The 17385-nt window shown below is 40.2% G+C and carries 14 protein-coding genes and 3 pseudogenes; all 17 read right to left on the minus strand.

Annotation, left to right across the window (positions count from 1 at the left end; all coding sequences use genetic code 11):
- Positions 1 to 35 precede the first annotated feature (35 nt).
- The 17 genes and pseudogenes from I2D56_RS02440 to I2D56_RS02520 all read right to left on the minus strand — a co-directional run bounded on the left by I2D56_RS02440 (position 36) and on the right by I2D56_RS02520 (position 17340).
- Positions 36 to 470: a EutP/PduV family microcompartment system protein gene (locus I2D56_RS02440; RefSeq protein ID WP_195347907.1), complete on the minus strand. Its 435-nt coding sequence runs from the start codon at positions 468 to 470 to the stop codon at positions 36 to 38.
- A 9-nt stretch (positions 471 to 479) separates the two neighbouring features.
- Positions 480 to 1799, minus strand: a complete 1320-nt coding sequence (locus I2D56_RS02445) for a haloacid dehalogenase-like hydrolase (protein ID WP_195347908.1) — start codon at positions 1797 to 1799, stop codon at positions 480 to 482.
- 391 nt (positions 1800 to 2190) lie between these two features.
- Complete coding sequence (locus I2D56_RS02450) at positions 2191 to 2892, minus strand: MIP/aquaporin family protein (RefSeq protein ID WP_195347909.1); 702 nt, start codon at positions 2890 to 2892, stop codon at positions 2191 to 2193.
- A gap of 69 nt (positions 2893 to 2961) precedes the next feature.
- Positions 2962 to 4788, minus strand: a complete 1827-nt coding sequence (glpO, locus tag I2D56_RS02455; RefSeq protein WP_195347910.1) for a type 1 glycerol-3-phosphate oxidase — start codon at positions 4786 to 4788, stop codon at positions 2962 to 2964.
- A gap of 33 nt (positions 4789 to 4821) precedes the next feature.
- Positions 4822 to 6330, minus strand: coding sequence for a glycerol kinase GlpK (gene glpK / locus I2D56_RS02460; RefSeq protein WP_195347911.1), 1509 nt, complete (start codon positions 6328 to 6330; stop codon positions 4822 to 4824).
- A gap of 309 nt (positions 6331 to 6639) precedes the next feature.
- Positions 6640 to 8079, minus strand: a pseudogene (locus I2D56_RS02465) (helix-turn-helix domain-containing protein).
- 132 nt (positions 8080 to 8211) lie between these two features.
- The gene (locus I2D56_RS02470; RefSeq protein WP_195213809.1) at positions 8212 to 8886 is read right to left on the minus strand and encodes an ankyrin repeat domain-containing protein; all 675 of its coding nucleotides are present in this window, start codon (positions 8884 to 8886) and stop codon (positions 8212 to 8214) included.
- A 183-nt stretch (positions 8887 to 9069) separates the two neighbouring features.
- Complete coding sequence (locus I2D56_RS02475; protein WP_195213808.1) at positions 9070 to 9819, minus strand: type II CAAX prenyl endopeptidase Rce1 family protein; 750 nt, start codon at positions 9817 to 9819, stop codon at positions 9070 to 9072.
- Positions 9816 to 10570, minus strand: a pseudogene (locus I2D56_RS02480) (CPBP family intramembrane glutamic endopeptidase). Before I2D56_RS02480 ends, I2D56_RS02475 begins: the two are co-directional and overlap by 4 nt.
- A 61-nt stretch (positions 10571 to 10631) precedes the next feature.
- On the minus strand, positions 10632 to 11483 hold the full coding sequence (locus I2D56_RS02485) for a CbrC family protein (protein WP_195213807.1): 852 nt from the start codon (positions 11481 to 11483) through the stop codon (positions 10632 to 10634).
- Between the two features lie 67 nt (positions 11484 to 11550).
- The gene (locus I2D56_RS02490; RefSeq protein ID WP_195213806.1) at positions 11551 to 11940 is read right to left on the minus strand and encodes a hypothetical protein; all 390 of its coding nucleotides are present in this window, start codon (positions 11938 to 11940) and stop codon (positions 11551 to 11553) included.
- A 53-nt stretch (positions 11941 to 11993) separates the two neighbouring features.
- Positions 11994 to 12185 (minus strand): hypothetical protein, encoded by a 192-nt coding sequence (locus tag I2D56_RS02495; protein ID WP_195213805.1) that lies wholly within the window; start codon positions 12183 to 12185, stop codon positions 11994 to 11996.
- Between the two features lie 53 nt (positions 12186 to 12238).
- Positions 12239 to 13126 (minus strand): DUF4300 family protein, encoded by an 888-nt coding sequence (locus tag I2D56_RS02500; protein ID WP_195213804.1) that lies wholly within the window; start codon positions 13124 to 13126, stop codon positions 12239 to 12241.
- Positions 13127 to 13337: 211 nt separating this feature from the next.
- The gene (locus I2D56_RS02505) at positions 13338 to 13649 is read right to left on the minus strand and encodes a hypothetical protein (protein ID WP_117744347.1); all 312 of its coding nucleotides are present in this window, start codon (positions 13647 to 13649) and stop codon (positions 13338 to 13340) included.
- Positions 13650 to 14132: 483 nt separating this feature from the next.
- A complete protein-coding gene (locus I2D56_RS02510; RefSeq protein ID WP_117744348.1) occupies positions 14133 to 14825 on the minus strand; it encodes an Ltp family lipoprotein in 693 nt (230 codons plus the stop codon).
- 144 nt (positions 14826 to 14969) lie between these two features.
- Positions 14970 to 15509, minus strand: a complete 540-nt coding sequence (locus tag I2D56_RS02515) for an RDD family protein (RefSeq protein WP_117744349.1) — start codon at positions 15507 to 15509, stop codon at positions 14970 to 14972.
- Between the two features lie 79 nt (positions 15510 to 15588).
- A pseudogene (locus I2D56_RS02520) lies at positions 15589 to 17340 on the minus strand (glycoside hydrolase family 13 protein).
- Positions 17341 to 17385: the final 45 nt, after the last annotated feature.

Below are 17385 nucleotides of genomic sequence, written 5' to 3' on the forward strand. Positions count from 1 at the left end.
GAAAGATAAAGTAGTCCTTTTAGATTATATCATGTTTACTCACTCTCAAGAAAGGCCTTTAAAGCATTGATTCCAGTATTCTCTGTTGAAGAAATTTCAAAAATCCGTTTAACACCTGCATCTAACAACTGCTTGCGCGCGAATTCTAATTGCTCCTCAGAATCTACCAAATCAATTTTGCTAATGATTCCGATTACATCTTGGTTGAATAATGAAGAAAATCCTTGAGGAAAAGTTTGCATAGTTGAATTGGCTGCAATTAAGAGCCCAATAATTTCAGCTTCAGCCGCAGTCACCGTCAACGCATTATAATAACGTCTATGTTGTAAAAATTCTCCAGGCGTATCAATAATACTATCGTGGAATTGTACTGCTTGTGTTTTATAATACTGAATATCTAATCCTTTTAATCGTTGGGTTAGAGTAGTTTTACCAACCCCAACCGAACCAACAAACATGATTTTCCTCATATATGTCCCCTATTTTTTGATCAACTGAGCTTCGTCAGTTCCTAACTTAATGGTTTCTCTACTCTTGACCAAAACACCCTTGTTTTCGTCACGACCTTGTAGGAAATACTTAGCATCTTTGCTATCATATGTATCTACAGCAGTCTGTGATAACAAACCAATTCCTTTAGAAGGATCACGCAAGAGATTGAAGAGAATACCCATTTGTAATCCATCAAAGTCTTTCAACATTGCATAGTCCCCATTACTATCTCCCGCAATTAGGATAGGATCTTGGTTACCATGCTTGTCAGCAATGAATTTCTTGATTGTTTTCGTTTTTCCTTCGCCTTGTGTTTGGAAGTAGTCATTATTGTATTCTGATTGAATAACACCAGATTCATCTTTTACTAGTTCCATACCGTAAACATGGTCGTCAGTGATGTTGTAACCATATTTTTCTTTGGTTGCAAAAGGAACAATAACATCACGGAAAGATGCTGACACAACATAGACTTCAATACCGTTGTCCTGGAGAGCTTTATAAAGATTTTGCATTTCTTTTACGGTACGAACGCCACGTTTAAATTTGATTTCAACCTGCCCAGCTTCACCCTTTAAGCTTTCTGGACTTTCCCAAGTTTCGAAGACTAAATCTTCCTCAAGAGCCCGATCAATAGCTTTTTCGGTCAAGGCTTGAACCTCTTCAGAAGTCATTCCAGTAAACAAATAGGTTACCCATGGATAAGAAATATCTGAACTGAAGGTTCCACCAATCGCTTCGTAAAGATAACGTAATTTTGCACTGAAATCTTTGTACTCATCTAATTCTTTAACTTCTTCTAAGCTCTTTGACCCATTAAACCCCTTGTACTCATTGTAAATTACTGTATAATCAGAAACAATGTCCTTAGCAATCTTATGAATATTGACTGGTTTACCTTCTTTATTGTTATGGTCTTCCGTAAAGTCATCTTCCGGAATATTAGTACGAATCGCTTTGTCTAACTCTTCTGGAGTCATCTTAAATCCTAGGTTTTCAATTTGATAAGTAAAGGTTGCTTCACCAATATCATTGATGACCGTTGTATTGTCCCAGTCAAATACAGCATACGGTTTTGCAGATTCGTCATATTTAGAACTAGATTTCCCATTTTCCTTAATGACATTGCTTAATTTCTTATAAAGCTTATCCTCCCATTGACCACGTTCAAGGACTTGTTCTTCTTTCTTAACACTTGTTTCTTGACTAGCTTTGCTTGATTCCGTCGTTTTAGACGACTCTGAAGATTGACAGCCAAACATAAAAAGAGCAAGACCACACACTAAAAGTAATCGGTGTTTTCTCATTGAAAAACCTCCAAATAAATATTTTTGAACTACAAAAAGGCAACAAAGCATCTATGATTTGAAACGGTTGCTCCATTGCAATCATAGGCCTCATTGCCTTATGTATATTGACAAATCTATTATACTAACCTAACTATAAAATGTCAACCGAAAACGGTTTCATTTTTAGAAAAAAAACGATATCCATGTAATTTTTTTCTACCACATAGAATATCATTTTAGAATGATAGCAAAATCTAGTTCTTTAGAATCGTAAAAACATCCATTCTAACCTACTACTACTTGATTTAACAACATTCTTTTACATATCTTTACAGATGATTTATTATTCATCAAATAATCTTCCTCATGAATTGAAAAAGCCCTCTTTCGAAGGCTTTTAAGATATTCATTAAAACATACTAAATACGACAACTGCTAATATCGCACCGATGATTGGACCAACTACTGGGATCCAAGCGTAACCCCAGTCACCATCTCCTTTGTTAGGAATAGGAAGGAGGCTGTGCATGATACGAGGTCCTAGGTCACGAGCTGGGTTGAGAGCGCAGCCTGTAGTTCCACCGAGAGACAAACCAATCCCTGCAATCAAGGTACCAACGGCAAAAGTACCAAGTCCTGCTTGAAGGTCATAAAGACCAAGTGCAAAGATAGTCAGTAGCAAGACAAAGGTTCCGAGGATTTCACTGATAAGGTTTGAAATAGTGTCCTTAATTGCTGGACCAGTACTGAATGTTCCAAGGATATTTCCAGGATTTTCTTCTGCTAGGTAATGCGGTTTGAACTGTAACCAGACAAGGACTTGCCCCACCATGGCTCCAGCAAATTGAGCGATGATATAAGGAATCACAGATGCCCAAGCTAGTCCACCATTAAGAGCAACCCCAATTGTTACTGCAGGGTTCAAATGGGCCGGACTTAACTTACCAGAGATGAAGGAAGCGACAGCAACCGCAATCCCCCAACCAAGAGTAATGACGATCCAACCTGAGTTGTGGCTTTTCGTTTTTGGAAGAACCACTCCTGCTACAACCCCATTTCCCAAAAGAATCAGGATTAAGGTTCCTAAAAATTCACCAAATAATTCTTTCATATGATTTAATTCTCCATTATAAAGAGGGGAAGGTTAGACAGTCTTCTTTCCAACCCCTTTTTTGTTTTTTTAGTTTTTTAATGCTGCCAAGTCATTGTTTTCCAAAGCGACTTGCAAGTTTTTGCGGTAGCCAACTTTTTCTTCTTCTGACCATTCATAGAAGCGTCCCATTTCATCCAAAACAGGTTCGACAATTGCATCTAAGCTATCCCGCATGAAGAGCATGTGGTTCGTCCGACGAAGAAGGAAGTCAACTGGGCTAAGTGCCAATTCATTGCGCATTGCATAGTGAAGTGATAATGTATCTGCTAGGCTCAATCCAGGTGCCTGTTCCACGCTATGAGCAAGGGCGAAAACCTTAGGAGCATTAGAGCCGTATAGGTTAGCTAGGTAGTGAGCTTCCTTGCTATCCAAGCCACGAGATACGCCAAGTTGAGCAAAGGCTTCGATTTCAGAATCCACGTTGGTTGGGTTAATTTCTCCACCTGATACTGGATAGGTCTTAGAGTTGATCAATTTGAACTGACGGTCGAACTCTTCCTTGAGAATGGTCAAGACACGCTCCATCGCTCCTTCAGCCATCTTGCGGTAGTCTGTAATCTTCCCACCAGCAAGGGTCAAAAGACCATTGTCATCGCGATCCAGGCTTGATCCACGAGAAACAGCAGATGGATCCAAATGTTTTTCAGAAGTGCTGCCTTCCAAGTGGCTGATTGCTGATTCAACATCTTCACGCGATTTTTCTTTAGAAAGATAGCCTTCAACTGTTGCAATCAAAGCATTAAAGCTTTCATCACTGATAGTGCCGTTGTTTCCACCATTGTAGTCAGAAGCACTGTTTCCTGAGATCAACGGACGAAGACCAGCCCAGCTACTTTCGATATCATCGATGGTGATGTGAGCTTCTGGGAAGCGGTTATTCACGATTCCTAACAAGTAGTCGACATCTTCTTGAGTTACTGTTGGATGCTCTAAGTCGCCAGTGTAGTCCGTGTCAGTCGTTCCGAAGTAAGTTTTGTTTTCACGTGGCAAGACGAAGACCATCCGACCATCTCCAAGACCAGTATCAAAGTAGACTGGTTGAGAAACTTTGATCTTGCTTGAATCTACGACCAAGTGAACACCCTTGGTTGGACGCATTTGTGAATGCTGCTCTCCATCGTTTGAGAGGTTACGCACTTTATCGCTCCAAGGACCAGTTGTATTAATCACCAAACGAGCCTTGATTTCAAAGACTTCATCAGTCAAGAGATCACGCGCCACTACACCTGTGATCTTGCCAGATTCATCAAAGAGGAATCCTTCAGCTTTTACGTGGTTAGCAATGAGGGCCCCATCTTGGTTGGCACGTTTGATATTTTCAATCACCAAACGAGCATCGTTGTTACGGAAGTCTAGGTAGACCCCACCTCCGACTAGACCTTCTTGTTTCAACTCAGGCTCACGAGCCAACACTTCTTCTTTGGTCAAGACCTTGTTGGCAGCTGGAGTATTGCTGACACCTGCCAAGAGGTCATAGAGGTCCATGGCTACCTTAAGACGGAAGAGGCTAAAAGTTGCCCCATCTTCATCATAGACTGGTAAGAGCATTGGGTCTGGTTTTGGAATATGAGGAGCAATTTGTTGGACCACTGCACGTTCTGATACCGTATCTGATACCACTTCTACGTCAAATTGTTTGAGGTAACGAAGTCCACCGTGGACCAATTTTGTTGAACGGCTTGATGTCCCTTCCGCAAAGTCCTGCATTTCAATCAAACCTGTTTCAAGACCACTTGCTGCTGCCTGCAAGGCTACCCCAGCACCTGTGATCCCTCCCCCGATAATCAAAAGATCCAGGGTGCGTTCTTGCATTTTCTTAATCGATAATTCACGAGTTTTCTTTGAAAATTCCATAATTCTTCACTTTCTATCCTACTGAAGTCTTGACTAGTCTTCAATTTCTGCAAAGAGTTGGGTAGCTTTAACAGCTTTCTTCCATCCCTTGTAGAGTTGTTCTTTACGAGATTCGTTCATAGAAGGCTCGAAGAGTTCACCAGTTGCATTGAGTTCTTTCAATTCATCTAGGTCTTTCCAGTAGCCGACTGACAGGCCAGCAAGGAAGGCTGCCCCCAAAGCTGTTGTTTCCAAGTTTTTAGCACGAGCGATATCAATACCAAGAATATCCGCTTGGAACTGCATCAAGAAGTTGTTCATGGCAGCGCCACCGTCCACTTTAAGGACTTGAATAGCCGTCTTAGCATCAACCTGCATAGTATCGATGATATCCCGTACTTGGTAAGCAATGGATTGAAGAGTCGCCTTAATAAAGTCTTCTTTGGTTGTTCCACGAGTCAAGCCAAAGACAGAACCACGAGCATTTTGATTCCAGTATGGTGCTCCTAGACCTGTGAAGGCCGGTACCACATAAACTTCATCGTTGTTGTGAGAATCACGTGCATATTGTTCAGATTCAGGTGAGCTTTCCACCATGCGTAGACCATCACGAAGCCATTGAATGGCACTACCCGCGATAAAGATGGATCCTTCTAAGGCATAGTATACTTTCCCGTTAATTCCATATCCAATGGTAGTTAGCAAGTTATTTTCAGATAGCTGCATCTCTTCACCTGTATTCATGATGATGAAAGATCCAGTACCGTAAGTATTCTTGACCATACCTGGTTCGAAGGCCAACTGTCCAAAGAGGGCCGCTTGTTGGTCACCCGCCATACCAGAGATAGGAACTTCTCCACCGTAGAAATGGAAAGGAGCTGTTTTTCCATAGATTTCAGAGTTTGAACGCACTTCTGGAAGCATAGCCTTAGGAATATTGAGGACTTCCAAAATCTCATCATCCCATTTTAGGTCTTTAATATTGTAGAGCATGGTACGAGCAGCATTTGAATAGTCTGTTACGTGAGAAGCTCCGTCTGTCAACTTCCAAACCAACCAAGTATCGATGGTTCCGAAAAGCAATTCTCCTTTTTCAGCCCGTTCTTGTGCTCCTTCTACATGGTCCAAGATCCAGCGAATCTTAGTTGCTGAGAAGTAGGCATCAATGACCAAACCTGTTTTTTGGTGGAATTTTTCGACATACCCTTGGCTCTTAAGCTGTTCAGCTAAAGGAGCAGTTTGGCGAGACTGCCAGACAATGGCATTGTAGATTGGAAGTCCAGTATTCTTATCCCAAACAACGGTTGTTTCCCGTTGGTTGGTAATTCCGATAGCTTCGATTTGTCCTGGTTTGATGCCACTCTCGATAAAGGCACCAGCGATAACAGACTGAACAGAGTTCCAGATTTCATTTGGATTGTGTTCAACCCAACCAGCTTGAGGGAAAATTTGCGTGAACTCTTTTTGACTTGAGCTTACTTTTTCTCCTTTTTTATTAAAAATGATGGCTCTAGAACTTGTTGTTCCTTGATCAATGGCCATAATGTATTTTTCTTGTGACATGAACTGTCCTCCTGGGAAAAAGAAATATTCTTTAGGAGACGTACTCCTTACATTGTCTATTATACAAAAAAACCGCTTTCATGATCATCAATTTTTTTAAGAATTTTAAAAAAATTGAGTAGATGGATTCAGAACCCTTGTTTCATAAGGATTTTTAAGACTTAGAAAAAATGAAATTTTTAGAAAAATCTAATAAAAAAGCTAGGAGGAACAATTCGTTTTGAATTTGTTCTGCCTAACCTCAAATTTTTTATTACTTCTAACTCAGCTCAATAATATCGTAAAAGTCTCATCAAGCATTGAATAGCTTTATTGACCTTCTTCTTGGTAGATCATCTGGCGAATATTGGCTAGATCGATCATATCTAAATCATATTTTAAATAATAGACAGGAATCCGCTGGGTAAGGCTAATCGGATTGTTGGTCACGATCAAATCGTAATCTGAAGCTGGATCAAAAGCTTCAATGGTAATAAAACGATTGTACTCTAGGTAGCGCTTGAGGACTTCTGTCATCCGTGTATAGCCTAAATAGCCCACTGTTAAGTCTAAGCCGATCTTAATTTGTCTCCCACTATTTTCTGCGATATAATCCATTAACTGGAGCCACTCCCACTTGATTTTTTTATCCAGAGCTGTTCCTTGGCAAAAGATCGGAAGTTTGCTGAAGATAGTATCTGCTACTTCTCTATAATCATGACTACTAAAGACATAAGGATTGTGGCTTTCAAGTTGGTACTTATACTTGTCTTGAAGAAGGTAGCCTGTAAAAAGATAAACCTGCCCACAAATTTGGCTCAATTCATAGGTCACTGGACCCTCTATATACTCTCCTAAAAGCTTCTGCGTTTTCATCTCTTGAATGAGCTGCGTAGTCAAAGCCCCAATCTCTCCCCCAAAGCCTAAGATGTACTCCATAGTATGAAGCGGGAGGATCCGATGGGTGACAAGGAAAGCAAAGTGGACCAACATCTCTCCATCATCATGACTAAGGGCAATGTGTCTCCCAGAAAAGAGCTGGTCTACTCGACGAAACAAGCGTTGGTAAAAAATGTTGTCTGTATAGCCCTTCATCTTCTGTTCAATTTCTCGGAACTGACAGGCATTGACCTTTAGTCGTTGCTGGGTAATGTGAGACCAGAGAACAAAATCCAAGCGTTGGCCTTGAGACAACTGGGCACCACACACCTCCTCTAAGGTTGCAATTTCAGTTTGTCTTTCTTTCCTGTTCAGTTCTTGTTTCCAGTCTGCACTAGCCCAAACTTTTCGTAACAAGCCAAAATAAAAATAACGAATTTTATGTTCAGGTCCTTTCAAGCGCCCATTTTGAATTGAAAATGAAAACTCAGTTAATAATTTATTCAAGCCCGAAATATGACGCCCTAATGTCGCTTCACTAATCAAGAGCTCCTGAGCTAATTGTTGAGCTTGAAATTGGCCATGATAAAGTAAATAGATCAATAGTTGGTACTTGATAGCATTGTCCAAAAAAGCCCGCCGAATGTCCCGCCCCTTGGTATCCGAACCTACAAGAAGGCGAAGATTTTCATCTTCTAGTTCAATGGAAAGGGCCAGCTGATTCTCTTGGGCCTTGTCATTAATCAGTGCAAGATATTTGTTCAAGGTTGCTTTGGAAAATTCCGTCTCAGCCATCACTTCTGACAGACTACTTGGGGAATGCTATTGCAGATGTGACAAGATTAAAAACTGTCCACCCTCACTTTTTTCCATTAAATCAGCTAAATGCATTTTCAGAAAACCCTTCCATTATTCTATCTTTAGAGTACCATAATTTGCCCAAAAGAAAAAACAATCTGTTTCTACCCTCGTTAGCAGAAACAAAAAGAGCCCTAAGACTCTTCTAAGTCATATTTCAAACGCTTATAAAGATCTGCTCTGATCTAAGCGATTTAAGAATTCCATAGTCGGGCTGTCCTGGTAAAGTTCTTTGAGAGGAATCTTATAATAGGCAGAGATTTCGTCCGAAGTCACACCGTAACGAATCAGGAGATTATAAATACGATTTAAATCATGACGTAATTCCTCCGTGATGAGGACATTATCTCTTGTTTCTTTTGTTTTCCAAGAATAAGATGGCAGAACTTCTTTGGTTTCTATTAAGATAGTTTGTAATAAGGTTCCCCCATGACTATTCTTCTGAGAGATATCTGCCCCAAGTTCCAACATTTTCTCGAAAACCTTGAAAGACTGGTCCGCCTTTTCCTTAGACGAATACATTTCATATTGGCCATTCCAACGTTTGATCATGCGCCTGCAGTCAAATACAGCTCGTCCACCGGCTGTTTGGATGACCGGTTGACAAAATGGATTCAGCTCTGTCGGCTCTTCAATAAAGTTAAGATCTGCCCCTCTATCAATGAGTAAGTCTGCAATATCTAGATGTCCCGATTTGATAGCGACTTGAAGAAGGGATTGCCCTTGATCTCTTTTGGGTTTGTCACCCGAAACAGCATTGACTTCTTCTGGCTTTTTATCCAATATCTGACGGACGGCCTCTAGATCTCCTCTTCGCAACAACTGAAAGGTTTTTTGCATGGTCTTTCCCCCTTGAATCACCGATAATCCTAACTCTGAGTTCTTCGTTAAACTAATTATATCATTTTATAGACTTCTCTATGAAGTCCTATATGTTGGAATGCGTCATTAGCTAAAAAGTTTTATTTTATCACCGTATAAAAAACCTCCCACCGAAATTAGATGAGAGGTACAACACTATTTCTATGATTTTCGTATAGCCACTAGCCAAGAGGATACTAAGATTTCGAAAATAACTAGAAGGATAATCTGAGGAAGAGAGCTCTGTACCAGCATGAGGACAGCTAGACTATCAATCAGCATATGGGCAAGGATACAAGGAACAGCTCCTTTCGAGTACTCCTTGAGCGCTCCAAATAGGAAAGTATTCCCTAAAATCATCAGGTAAAAGATGAGGTAGTTGGACGAACCTGCTGTAATCCAAGGGAGTTGATAGATAGGAATATGCCAGAGGAACCAGACAATGGAAAGAAGCATCATTTTAGGTATAAAGTGCTTACTAAAGGAAAGATGATCTTGTAAAAACCAACGCCAACCGACTTCTTCTAGACCGCCATATAATAAGGTCCAAGGGAAGTATAGGAAGAAGGCCAAGAGGGAGTTCCCAGTAAAGCGAACGTTCATAAGCAGGATGGAGATCCCATAATAGATGACGGGGATGAAGAAAGCTAGGATCCAAGATAGGGAACTTTCTTTTTGAAGAAAGACCTTTTTGAAAAATTCACCCAAGGAGTTGACTTCACTCAACACCAGAGAAAAGACAGCCGCCACAATCATGGGAATCAAGTTCATTAGGATAAACAGTAGTGAGGCACCCATACTACTTCCATCCGGGAAAAACCAAAGGATAACTTGCCCCACTATAAAAGTAGCAAGGAGGGCAGTCAGTGCATAACAGATAGCGACTGATTGTTTTGAAATAAATTTGCTCATTTTTCCTCCTTTACAGTTATATACTTCTTTCTTGCAATCATAATTGCTAAACAAATAATAAGAATTTTACTGACTAGAGATAGCCATACCTCTTCATTCACTATCATCTGAGACAAGGAATTGATACAGGCATGAGTCATGACACAGAGCCATAAATTTTTCGTTTTATGATACAAGGCCGATAAGATAAAGCAATTAGTTAGCAGACCTACTAGAAACGGAAGCAACTGAATGACAGCTAAAGAACCATCAATGTAAAAGTAAAAAAGATGCCAGCTAGACCAGGCTAAAAAGGTGATAAAAGTAGCTGAAAGATAAGGTATTCTTTCCTCCAAAGTTGGTTGAAAGAAATAACGCCAGCCAATTTCTTCAATCCCACCAAAAAGAAGGGCCTTGAAAAAGAGCACCACTGGCAAGACCAACGATTGAGTGGTAATCTTACCACCTAAGATAAAGGGGAAAAAGTCGAGTAGCAAGAAAACAAGCACCAAACAATAATTTGCTAAACTGTCTTTGACTTGAAAAAATCTTTGAGAAGTTGTTTAAAACTAGATTGATGGTAACTAATGCTTGCAATACTGCCCCACAAAGCTGATGACAAACCACCTACAATAACAGCAATGCTCCCCATTGGTGATGTAAAATCAACCTTGACTCCTCCTACTCTTAAAAACCAAACCAGAAGGCTGACTCCTAATACTTGACCAAAGGTTCCTAACAAATACATAGATAGGGCTTGCTTTCTACTCATTCGTGATTCCTTTTCTATTCTTTCATCTAGTTCATGACTCTATTAGATTTGGAGCATCCTACTAATCCGCATCGACCCAAAGATGGTATTGTTCACAATGGAGACATCGAAAGAGATAGCCACACATAGAACCATCCTTGACTAAGTATTCAGCCACATCCTGAAATTCATCACGCTCCTCATATTCTTCCAAAACTCGCTCTGCAATGCCCATCTCTTCCAGTTCACGAGTGCCAACTGTCCCCATATAGGCACAGTAGTCTTGGCAACAGGAGAGCCAATATTCGCCCTGCCAGCTACTATAACCTGGAGTTTGACAGAAGAGGATCTGGTCTTTTTCCTTATTCATGACCCCTTGCCAATCAGCATCTTGGATAAACTCTGCTTCAAACTTTTGGGCAGCACGACCAGTAGAAATACAAGTTGGACAGAGATGTCTTAGCTCTTCTACACAATAAGGTCTCAAAGCATAATAGACGGTGTGGTCTTCCCCACACGAAGGGCAGGTCTTAGGCTCCCCTTCCTTAAAGGAACCCGTCGCTAGTGGATCCGGATGATAGCGGAAGGTTGGCAATTCACTGACTTTCTCCTTATGAGGCTTTTTTTCTTTTTCGGTCAAGGGACGAGAGAGAGCAAAGCGATCTCCATGACTTAGACTCATCTTTTCTAAGGTGAAAAGTTTCTTTACTTGCTTGCGATCAGACTTGTCTACTAACTCTGAGAAGAGAGCATAGGCACTGGCATACAAGCCCAACTCCTGATACACATCCACCAAGACCTGCTTAGCTTCTGGAGTTTCCTGTACGGTCAGCCAATCTGCAAATTCATAGAGAGCCAGCACGCTGGATGAATCCTTATCTTGCGCTTGGAACTGCTTTTTTAAGTAGATATATTCTTTCATAGAATCGTTCATAGAATTGCTCACTTTCGTTTTTACAGAGAATCAAATCCTAGTTTTGTTTCCTTCAGGTGATTGTATTCTAGCGTTGAAAATGTACTTTAAACCCATACTTACCAGCATTTTGCTTGAGTTTTTCAACCAACAGTTCATTCCGCTTGCTTTTACCGAAAAAGAAGGGAATGGTCTTTCCATTTCTGAGTTCGATATAGAAAGCATAGCGACTCCCACCACCAGCGCGACCACGGAGCAATAAGTAGGTTATCTGCTTCATCTCTTTCAATGGGATCATACGACGGCAGAAACACAAAGGCACATGAATGTAGAAGATGCCATGGTTAATATGGAAGGGCGCAAAGAAGGGACCACCACTACGTCGGCTAGCCAACCAGCGACGAACGAATAACGTAATGCTGAAGAAGCCAATAAAACCAACACTTAACAATACTGGTCCTGATCCCAAATTTGCCATTCCATTTCTCCCTCCATAAATTCTAAATACACAGTAAAATTGTTGACTTGGCCTTAATCAGTATGCTTTTTAGTCTTGGTTAATAAGATGATGATACCCACTAAGAGAAGAATTCCAAATCCGAAAGCAACTAGTTCTAAATCTTTTAATCCTTCAATAAAGGGTAGGACATACATACTTGATTCTACTAATAGAAAACCGATAAGAATAAGGGCTAGAGCAAAGAAGCTCCGTTTTTTATTCATCTTTAGCTCCTTTCCTTAGCTGGAATTCCATCAAACTTAACTAGCTTGAAATTCTATTTGGTTTCAACCCATTTTTCATTGTCCATGATAAAGGGCTTAGCCAGACCTTCACCCGTGTAATCTTGGTATTTGGTCTCCAAGTATTTGTAGACATCTTCTTTGGTCGCAAACTTAATGGCTTGGTAGGGCTCTTCAAAGGTTAGCTTTTCGACAAAGAGATAGCCGTCCTTAGCAGGCACCAAGACACCGACGTGCCCGACAAAAAGCGTGTTGCCATCTAGGTTATCATGAACGATGACAGAAAGCATGCGCGCATTTTCATTGAACTTGAAATTGGCAAAATACTCTTCCATCTTCTTGGCATGGACCTTGACATCTGTTGTCGCCTCAGTCGGAACCCGTGAATAGAGAATGTTAAAGGCTTCCTTGTCTGCCTCATCGAAGACCTTGCCTTTGTCAATAGCATCATTATCCACGAACAAGAGTTCACTATCCGCTTTCATCTTAGGAATCTCGATACGATTCTTTAGCAAGGTATAGCTATTGATCCGGCAGTTGGTCCCGACGAAATCGCCCTTCTGCTTGGTCCACAAGTCACTAATTTTTTCTACATTGTAGTCTGTTTTCTTGAACTTGCTGAAGTTACCCGTCAAACCGACCGAGCCGACAATGCTATCATAGTCCGTTACTAGACCCAGAAACTTGTCTACACTTTCCTGATCCAAATAAGCAGACAAGAGAGCCCGCACTTCTTCGACGCTTTCCTTGCTATTAAGGTTGCTGTAAGTTCCCTTGTAGTGCTCCTTGTCTGAAATGGACTGCTGAACAGTAGAGCTCTCCTGCTTTTCCTTGGATTGCTTTTGATTGGTCCCACAAGCCGCTAAAGCAAAGATCGCCAAAGCACAGCTAGTAAGGAGCATGAATTTTTTAAATGGTTTCATAAACTGGTTCCTTTTCTATATACTAAGATGTTTTGTAACATTGAATCGTGTTTTGTAACATCATTCATTTCTTCTTCCTATCGAATCTCCTTATCCTATATTATAGTTTAAAACTGACTTAGCTCCAACTATTTTTCACGAAATGAGGAAACTTTATAGGTAGCAAAAAAAGAGCTGGCAGACTGTCCAGCTCTTTAATGAATAATGAATCCTATTTAATCTTATGTTTGTTCATCTTTTCTTCAAAGACTTCCGTCATGATGACACGCAATTCTTCCCGTTCTTTTTCAGGAAGGTCTCCTTGGCGTTTGGCCACGGCATAGAGTTCAGGATAGCGCATAGCCACACGTTCGATCGTCTTTGTTGTCGCATGCCCTCTGACAAAGAAAGGAATACGCTTGACCCATTCTTGCGGTACAAGAGCAAGCAACTTCTTCGCCGCTTCTTTATCAGAAATCTCAGCTGTACTCAAACCTTGGTTGATCTGTTCTTGTTCTTTTTCTGTAAAATCTTTTAATTCCATATAAATCACCTTACTCTACTAATTTCTTTACCCAAGGACACATTATACACCTATGTAGGGGAAAAGTACAACTAAAGGAACCGAAAAATAGAGCTAAGGCAAGTCATCCCTCACTCTATCTCTTCATCGTTAAATCTTATGAAGTATATTGATTTCCGAATTACTGTGGTGCATCTTCCTTTTACTTTAAATAATAGTTACTTGCCTCAGTTAGTTTTTTATAATAATGATCGTAACTCTTACTTAATTGTCTAATCAGGGGAATAGCTACTTCATAGTAGTGATGGTCCATTAAAAATGTTTTCAGTTGATCTTGTATAGTTTTCATTGAACTTGTTTTGAAATCATCACTGTTCAAATAGCGATCATAAATAGTAATTGTGTCCTTATGCTCATTATGCCACTTTTCATAACTTTCTACCGCAGCTATCTTAGCTTCATTAACCTCTTTTAAGGTCTTTAAATAAATACTAGAACTATTGTCTAATCCAACAAATCTATTTTGGCATGTTCTATAGCATACTCAGCTTCTTCTTGAGTGAATTTTTTATTCTCAACAAGTATTTCTAATAACTTTTCTTTCGAAATCTTGCCACTGTTTACATAAGATTCCGCTTCTTTCACAGCATTCTCCTTCCAATCGAAATTTACTTGTTCTACAGCATAGTCAGCCTCTTTTTGAGTAAATAGTGCAACATTTATCAGTTGCTCAACTAACTTTTCTTTTGAATAACGATACTTTTGAAGTGATTTTGCTGCTAAAACAGCCTGCTCTCTCCAGTCTATATTAAGCTTATATACAGCGTACTGGTTAGCGCCTTCTGAATAATTATAAATCTTTATTTTATTTTTGATAGCCTGCATCGAAATAGGAGAATCCGCTGACAGATTTTTAGCTGTTTCATATGCCCTTTTAAATTCTTTTTCTACTAAAGTTGGAGAAAAAAGTTTTTTAACAAGCAAATTAAATAATAATTCGAAATTATCATTATATTCATCAATTGGATTAGAGTATTTTTCTACAGGATAAGTTACTTTTTTCCATGAATAACTCGAATGCTTATGAGCATTCTCATAAGCTCTATCATAACTATTTAACATAAGAGCTACAACTACTACCATCAATACAAAAATCGAAACAAACATCCAAAAAATAAATTTCAAAAATTCTTTCATAATGAATACCTTTACTTGTTTGTAGTCAAATTAATTTGTTACTTTGTTCTTAATAAAACAACAGTGTAACGCAACGCTCTCATTCATATAAATACTTCCTAACAATGTGTTTTTTCTTTAAGAACAGGATAAACATTCTGTATCCTATTCTTCTTTTAGTTGTACTTGAGTATGGGCTAGCAGGTCACCTAGATGTCTCTTATCTTTCCTAAACAGCGTCATTGCCAGTAGCAAAACTGCGAGTAGAGTCGCCGAAATCGAGAGGATAATGGATAATCCATCAAAATTACTATAGAAACCATGAATTGTGCCCATATGGCCTATTTGCCAAGGTAAAAATTTAATGGTGTTTCTGATCAAGCTAGCTTGTACTGTTTTTTTCTGGTAGACCAGTTCAAGTCCTGCTTTTACCTTCCCAAAACTCCCATTTTTTGCATAATCCAAGTATGTGAAAAGGAGTGTGATTGGTAAAATAGAGGTAAAAAATACGAGCCACTGCGACTGAATTTCTGTAAACTCTGGGACACCATTAAAAAAAATAATGTAAATAAGCATCGAAACTATAAACAGAAAAACTAAATAAGTTAGAATGAAAAGATAATCGAATAGAAATTCTATCATTCTTTTTTTAACCGAAATAGGATTGATTGCTAACATCTTCATCACCGTCTCCCCCTTTCTCATCTCCATTATAATATAAGGGTACGAATAAAGAAACTATTTATAAAAAAAGACTGCAATCTAGCAATTGCAGTCTTCAAACCTACTTATCTTCTCTATAAATAACAAATCCATTTGGCTGAATAATCAATCGATCATCGGAAATGCTCCCAAGAATCATCAGATCTGCCTGTCCTTTTTCTAAGACAACGTCTTTCTTCGACTGGTTAAAGTAGGCTTTGAGCATGTTACCTTCATGCTGCCATTCTACTGCTACCACATCCGACTCAACCTCTGCTAGACTCACTTGACCATGTTGGATCAACTCTGCTACTTCTTTTCGTAGCTGGATCAAGTCCTTCATAAAGTTCAACATGTCATTGTCCGCGGCCACGCGCTCCCATGGCATGACACGGCGGCAATCTGGGTCGGGACCACCAATGAGGGCTAACTCCGTTCCATAGTAGATACATGGTGTACCGCGTTGCAGATAGAGGAAGGCGAGAGCTGACATGACGGACTGGAGATTGCCTTTGGCCGTCGTCAGGATGCGCTCTGTATCATGCGAGTCCAAGAGGTTAAACATAACCTCAGAGATCTGCTGCCTGTAGTACATTGACTGGCTATTGATCTCTGAAATAAAACGTTGCGTCTCCTTAAGCCCCCGCAGGAAATAATCTTTAATACTTTCAGAGAGCGGGTAATTCATAACCGCATGGAACTCATCACCATTGAGCCAAGGTTGGGACGAATGCCAGATTTCTCCGAGGATATAGAGGTCTGGTTTCTTGGCTAAGACCGCCTTACGGAAATCTCGCCAGAATTGATGGTCGATCTCATTCGCTACATCCAGACGCCAAGCATCAATATCGAACTCTTCAATCCAGTATGTCGCAACCTTCAACAGATAGTCTTTCACCTCTGGATTCGCTGTATTGAGCTTGGGCATATAGCCCGCGAAGTCAAAAGCATGATAAGATAAGTCACGACTATTCCACAAATTATCAGTCTCTACCGGGAATTAATTGATGTGGATCCAGTCCTTATAAATCGAATCCTCCCCGTATTTGACCACATCCTGCCATTGGGGGGAATCGTAGCCAATATGGTTGAAGACGGCATCCAACATGATCTTCATCCCACGCGCGTGGGCCTCTTTCACTAGCTGGTGGAAGGTCTCCTTATCACCAAAATGTCGATCAATTTCAAAATAGTCAATAGTATCGTACTTGTGATTGCTCGGAGATTCAAAAATCGGACAAAGGTAGAGCCCTGTAATACCTAACTCCTGCAAGTAATCTAGGTGATCAATAATGCCTTGTAAATCTCCACCAAAGAAATCCAATATTTGAGGAGCAATTGATGCATCCCACGGACGGACGCCTTCTGGAGAAAGGGCTGGATTCCCATTGGCAAACCGTTCTGGGAAGATTTGGTACCAAACCGTCTGCGCCACCCAATCTGGAACAGCACAACCATCAATCTCATGGATAAAAGGTAGCTTAAAGCCGTTCATGACGAATTCAAGGTTCTCCTTGTTATAGGAAGCCATACCTCGATCTCCGTACAAGACCTTCTTCCCTTTTGTATCTTCTAATTCAAAGAGATACTGGATCCGTGCATAGCCAACGGCTACGGAAACCTGCCAATAATCAAACAAATCATCTGAGGTTACCTTGTCCATCTCCTCAGTTTCCTCATATAGATCCTCTGTAAAAATAAAGGGATCCCCATAATGCAAGACGATCCGTTTGATATCCTCTTTTTTGGTCCTGATGCGAATGTGGAGCTGGCCGTCCTTATAAAGATAGGCGTACTCCGATTCAGGCCGATGATAAATAGCGGTTAATTCCATCTGTCTTGTCTCCTACTTTTATTTCTTTACTCATCATTTATCAAT

It is taken from the genome of Streptococcus australis, assembly GCF_015553625.1.
Lineage (GTDB): Bacteria > Bacillota > Bacilli > Lactobacillales > Streptococcaceae > Streptococcus > Streptococcus australis_B.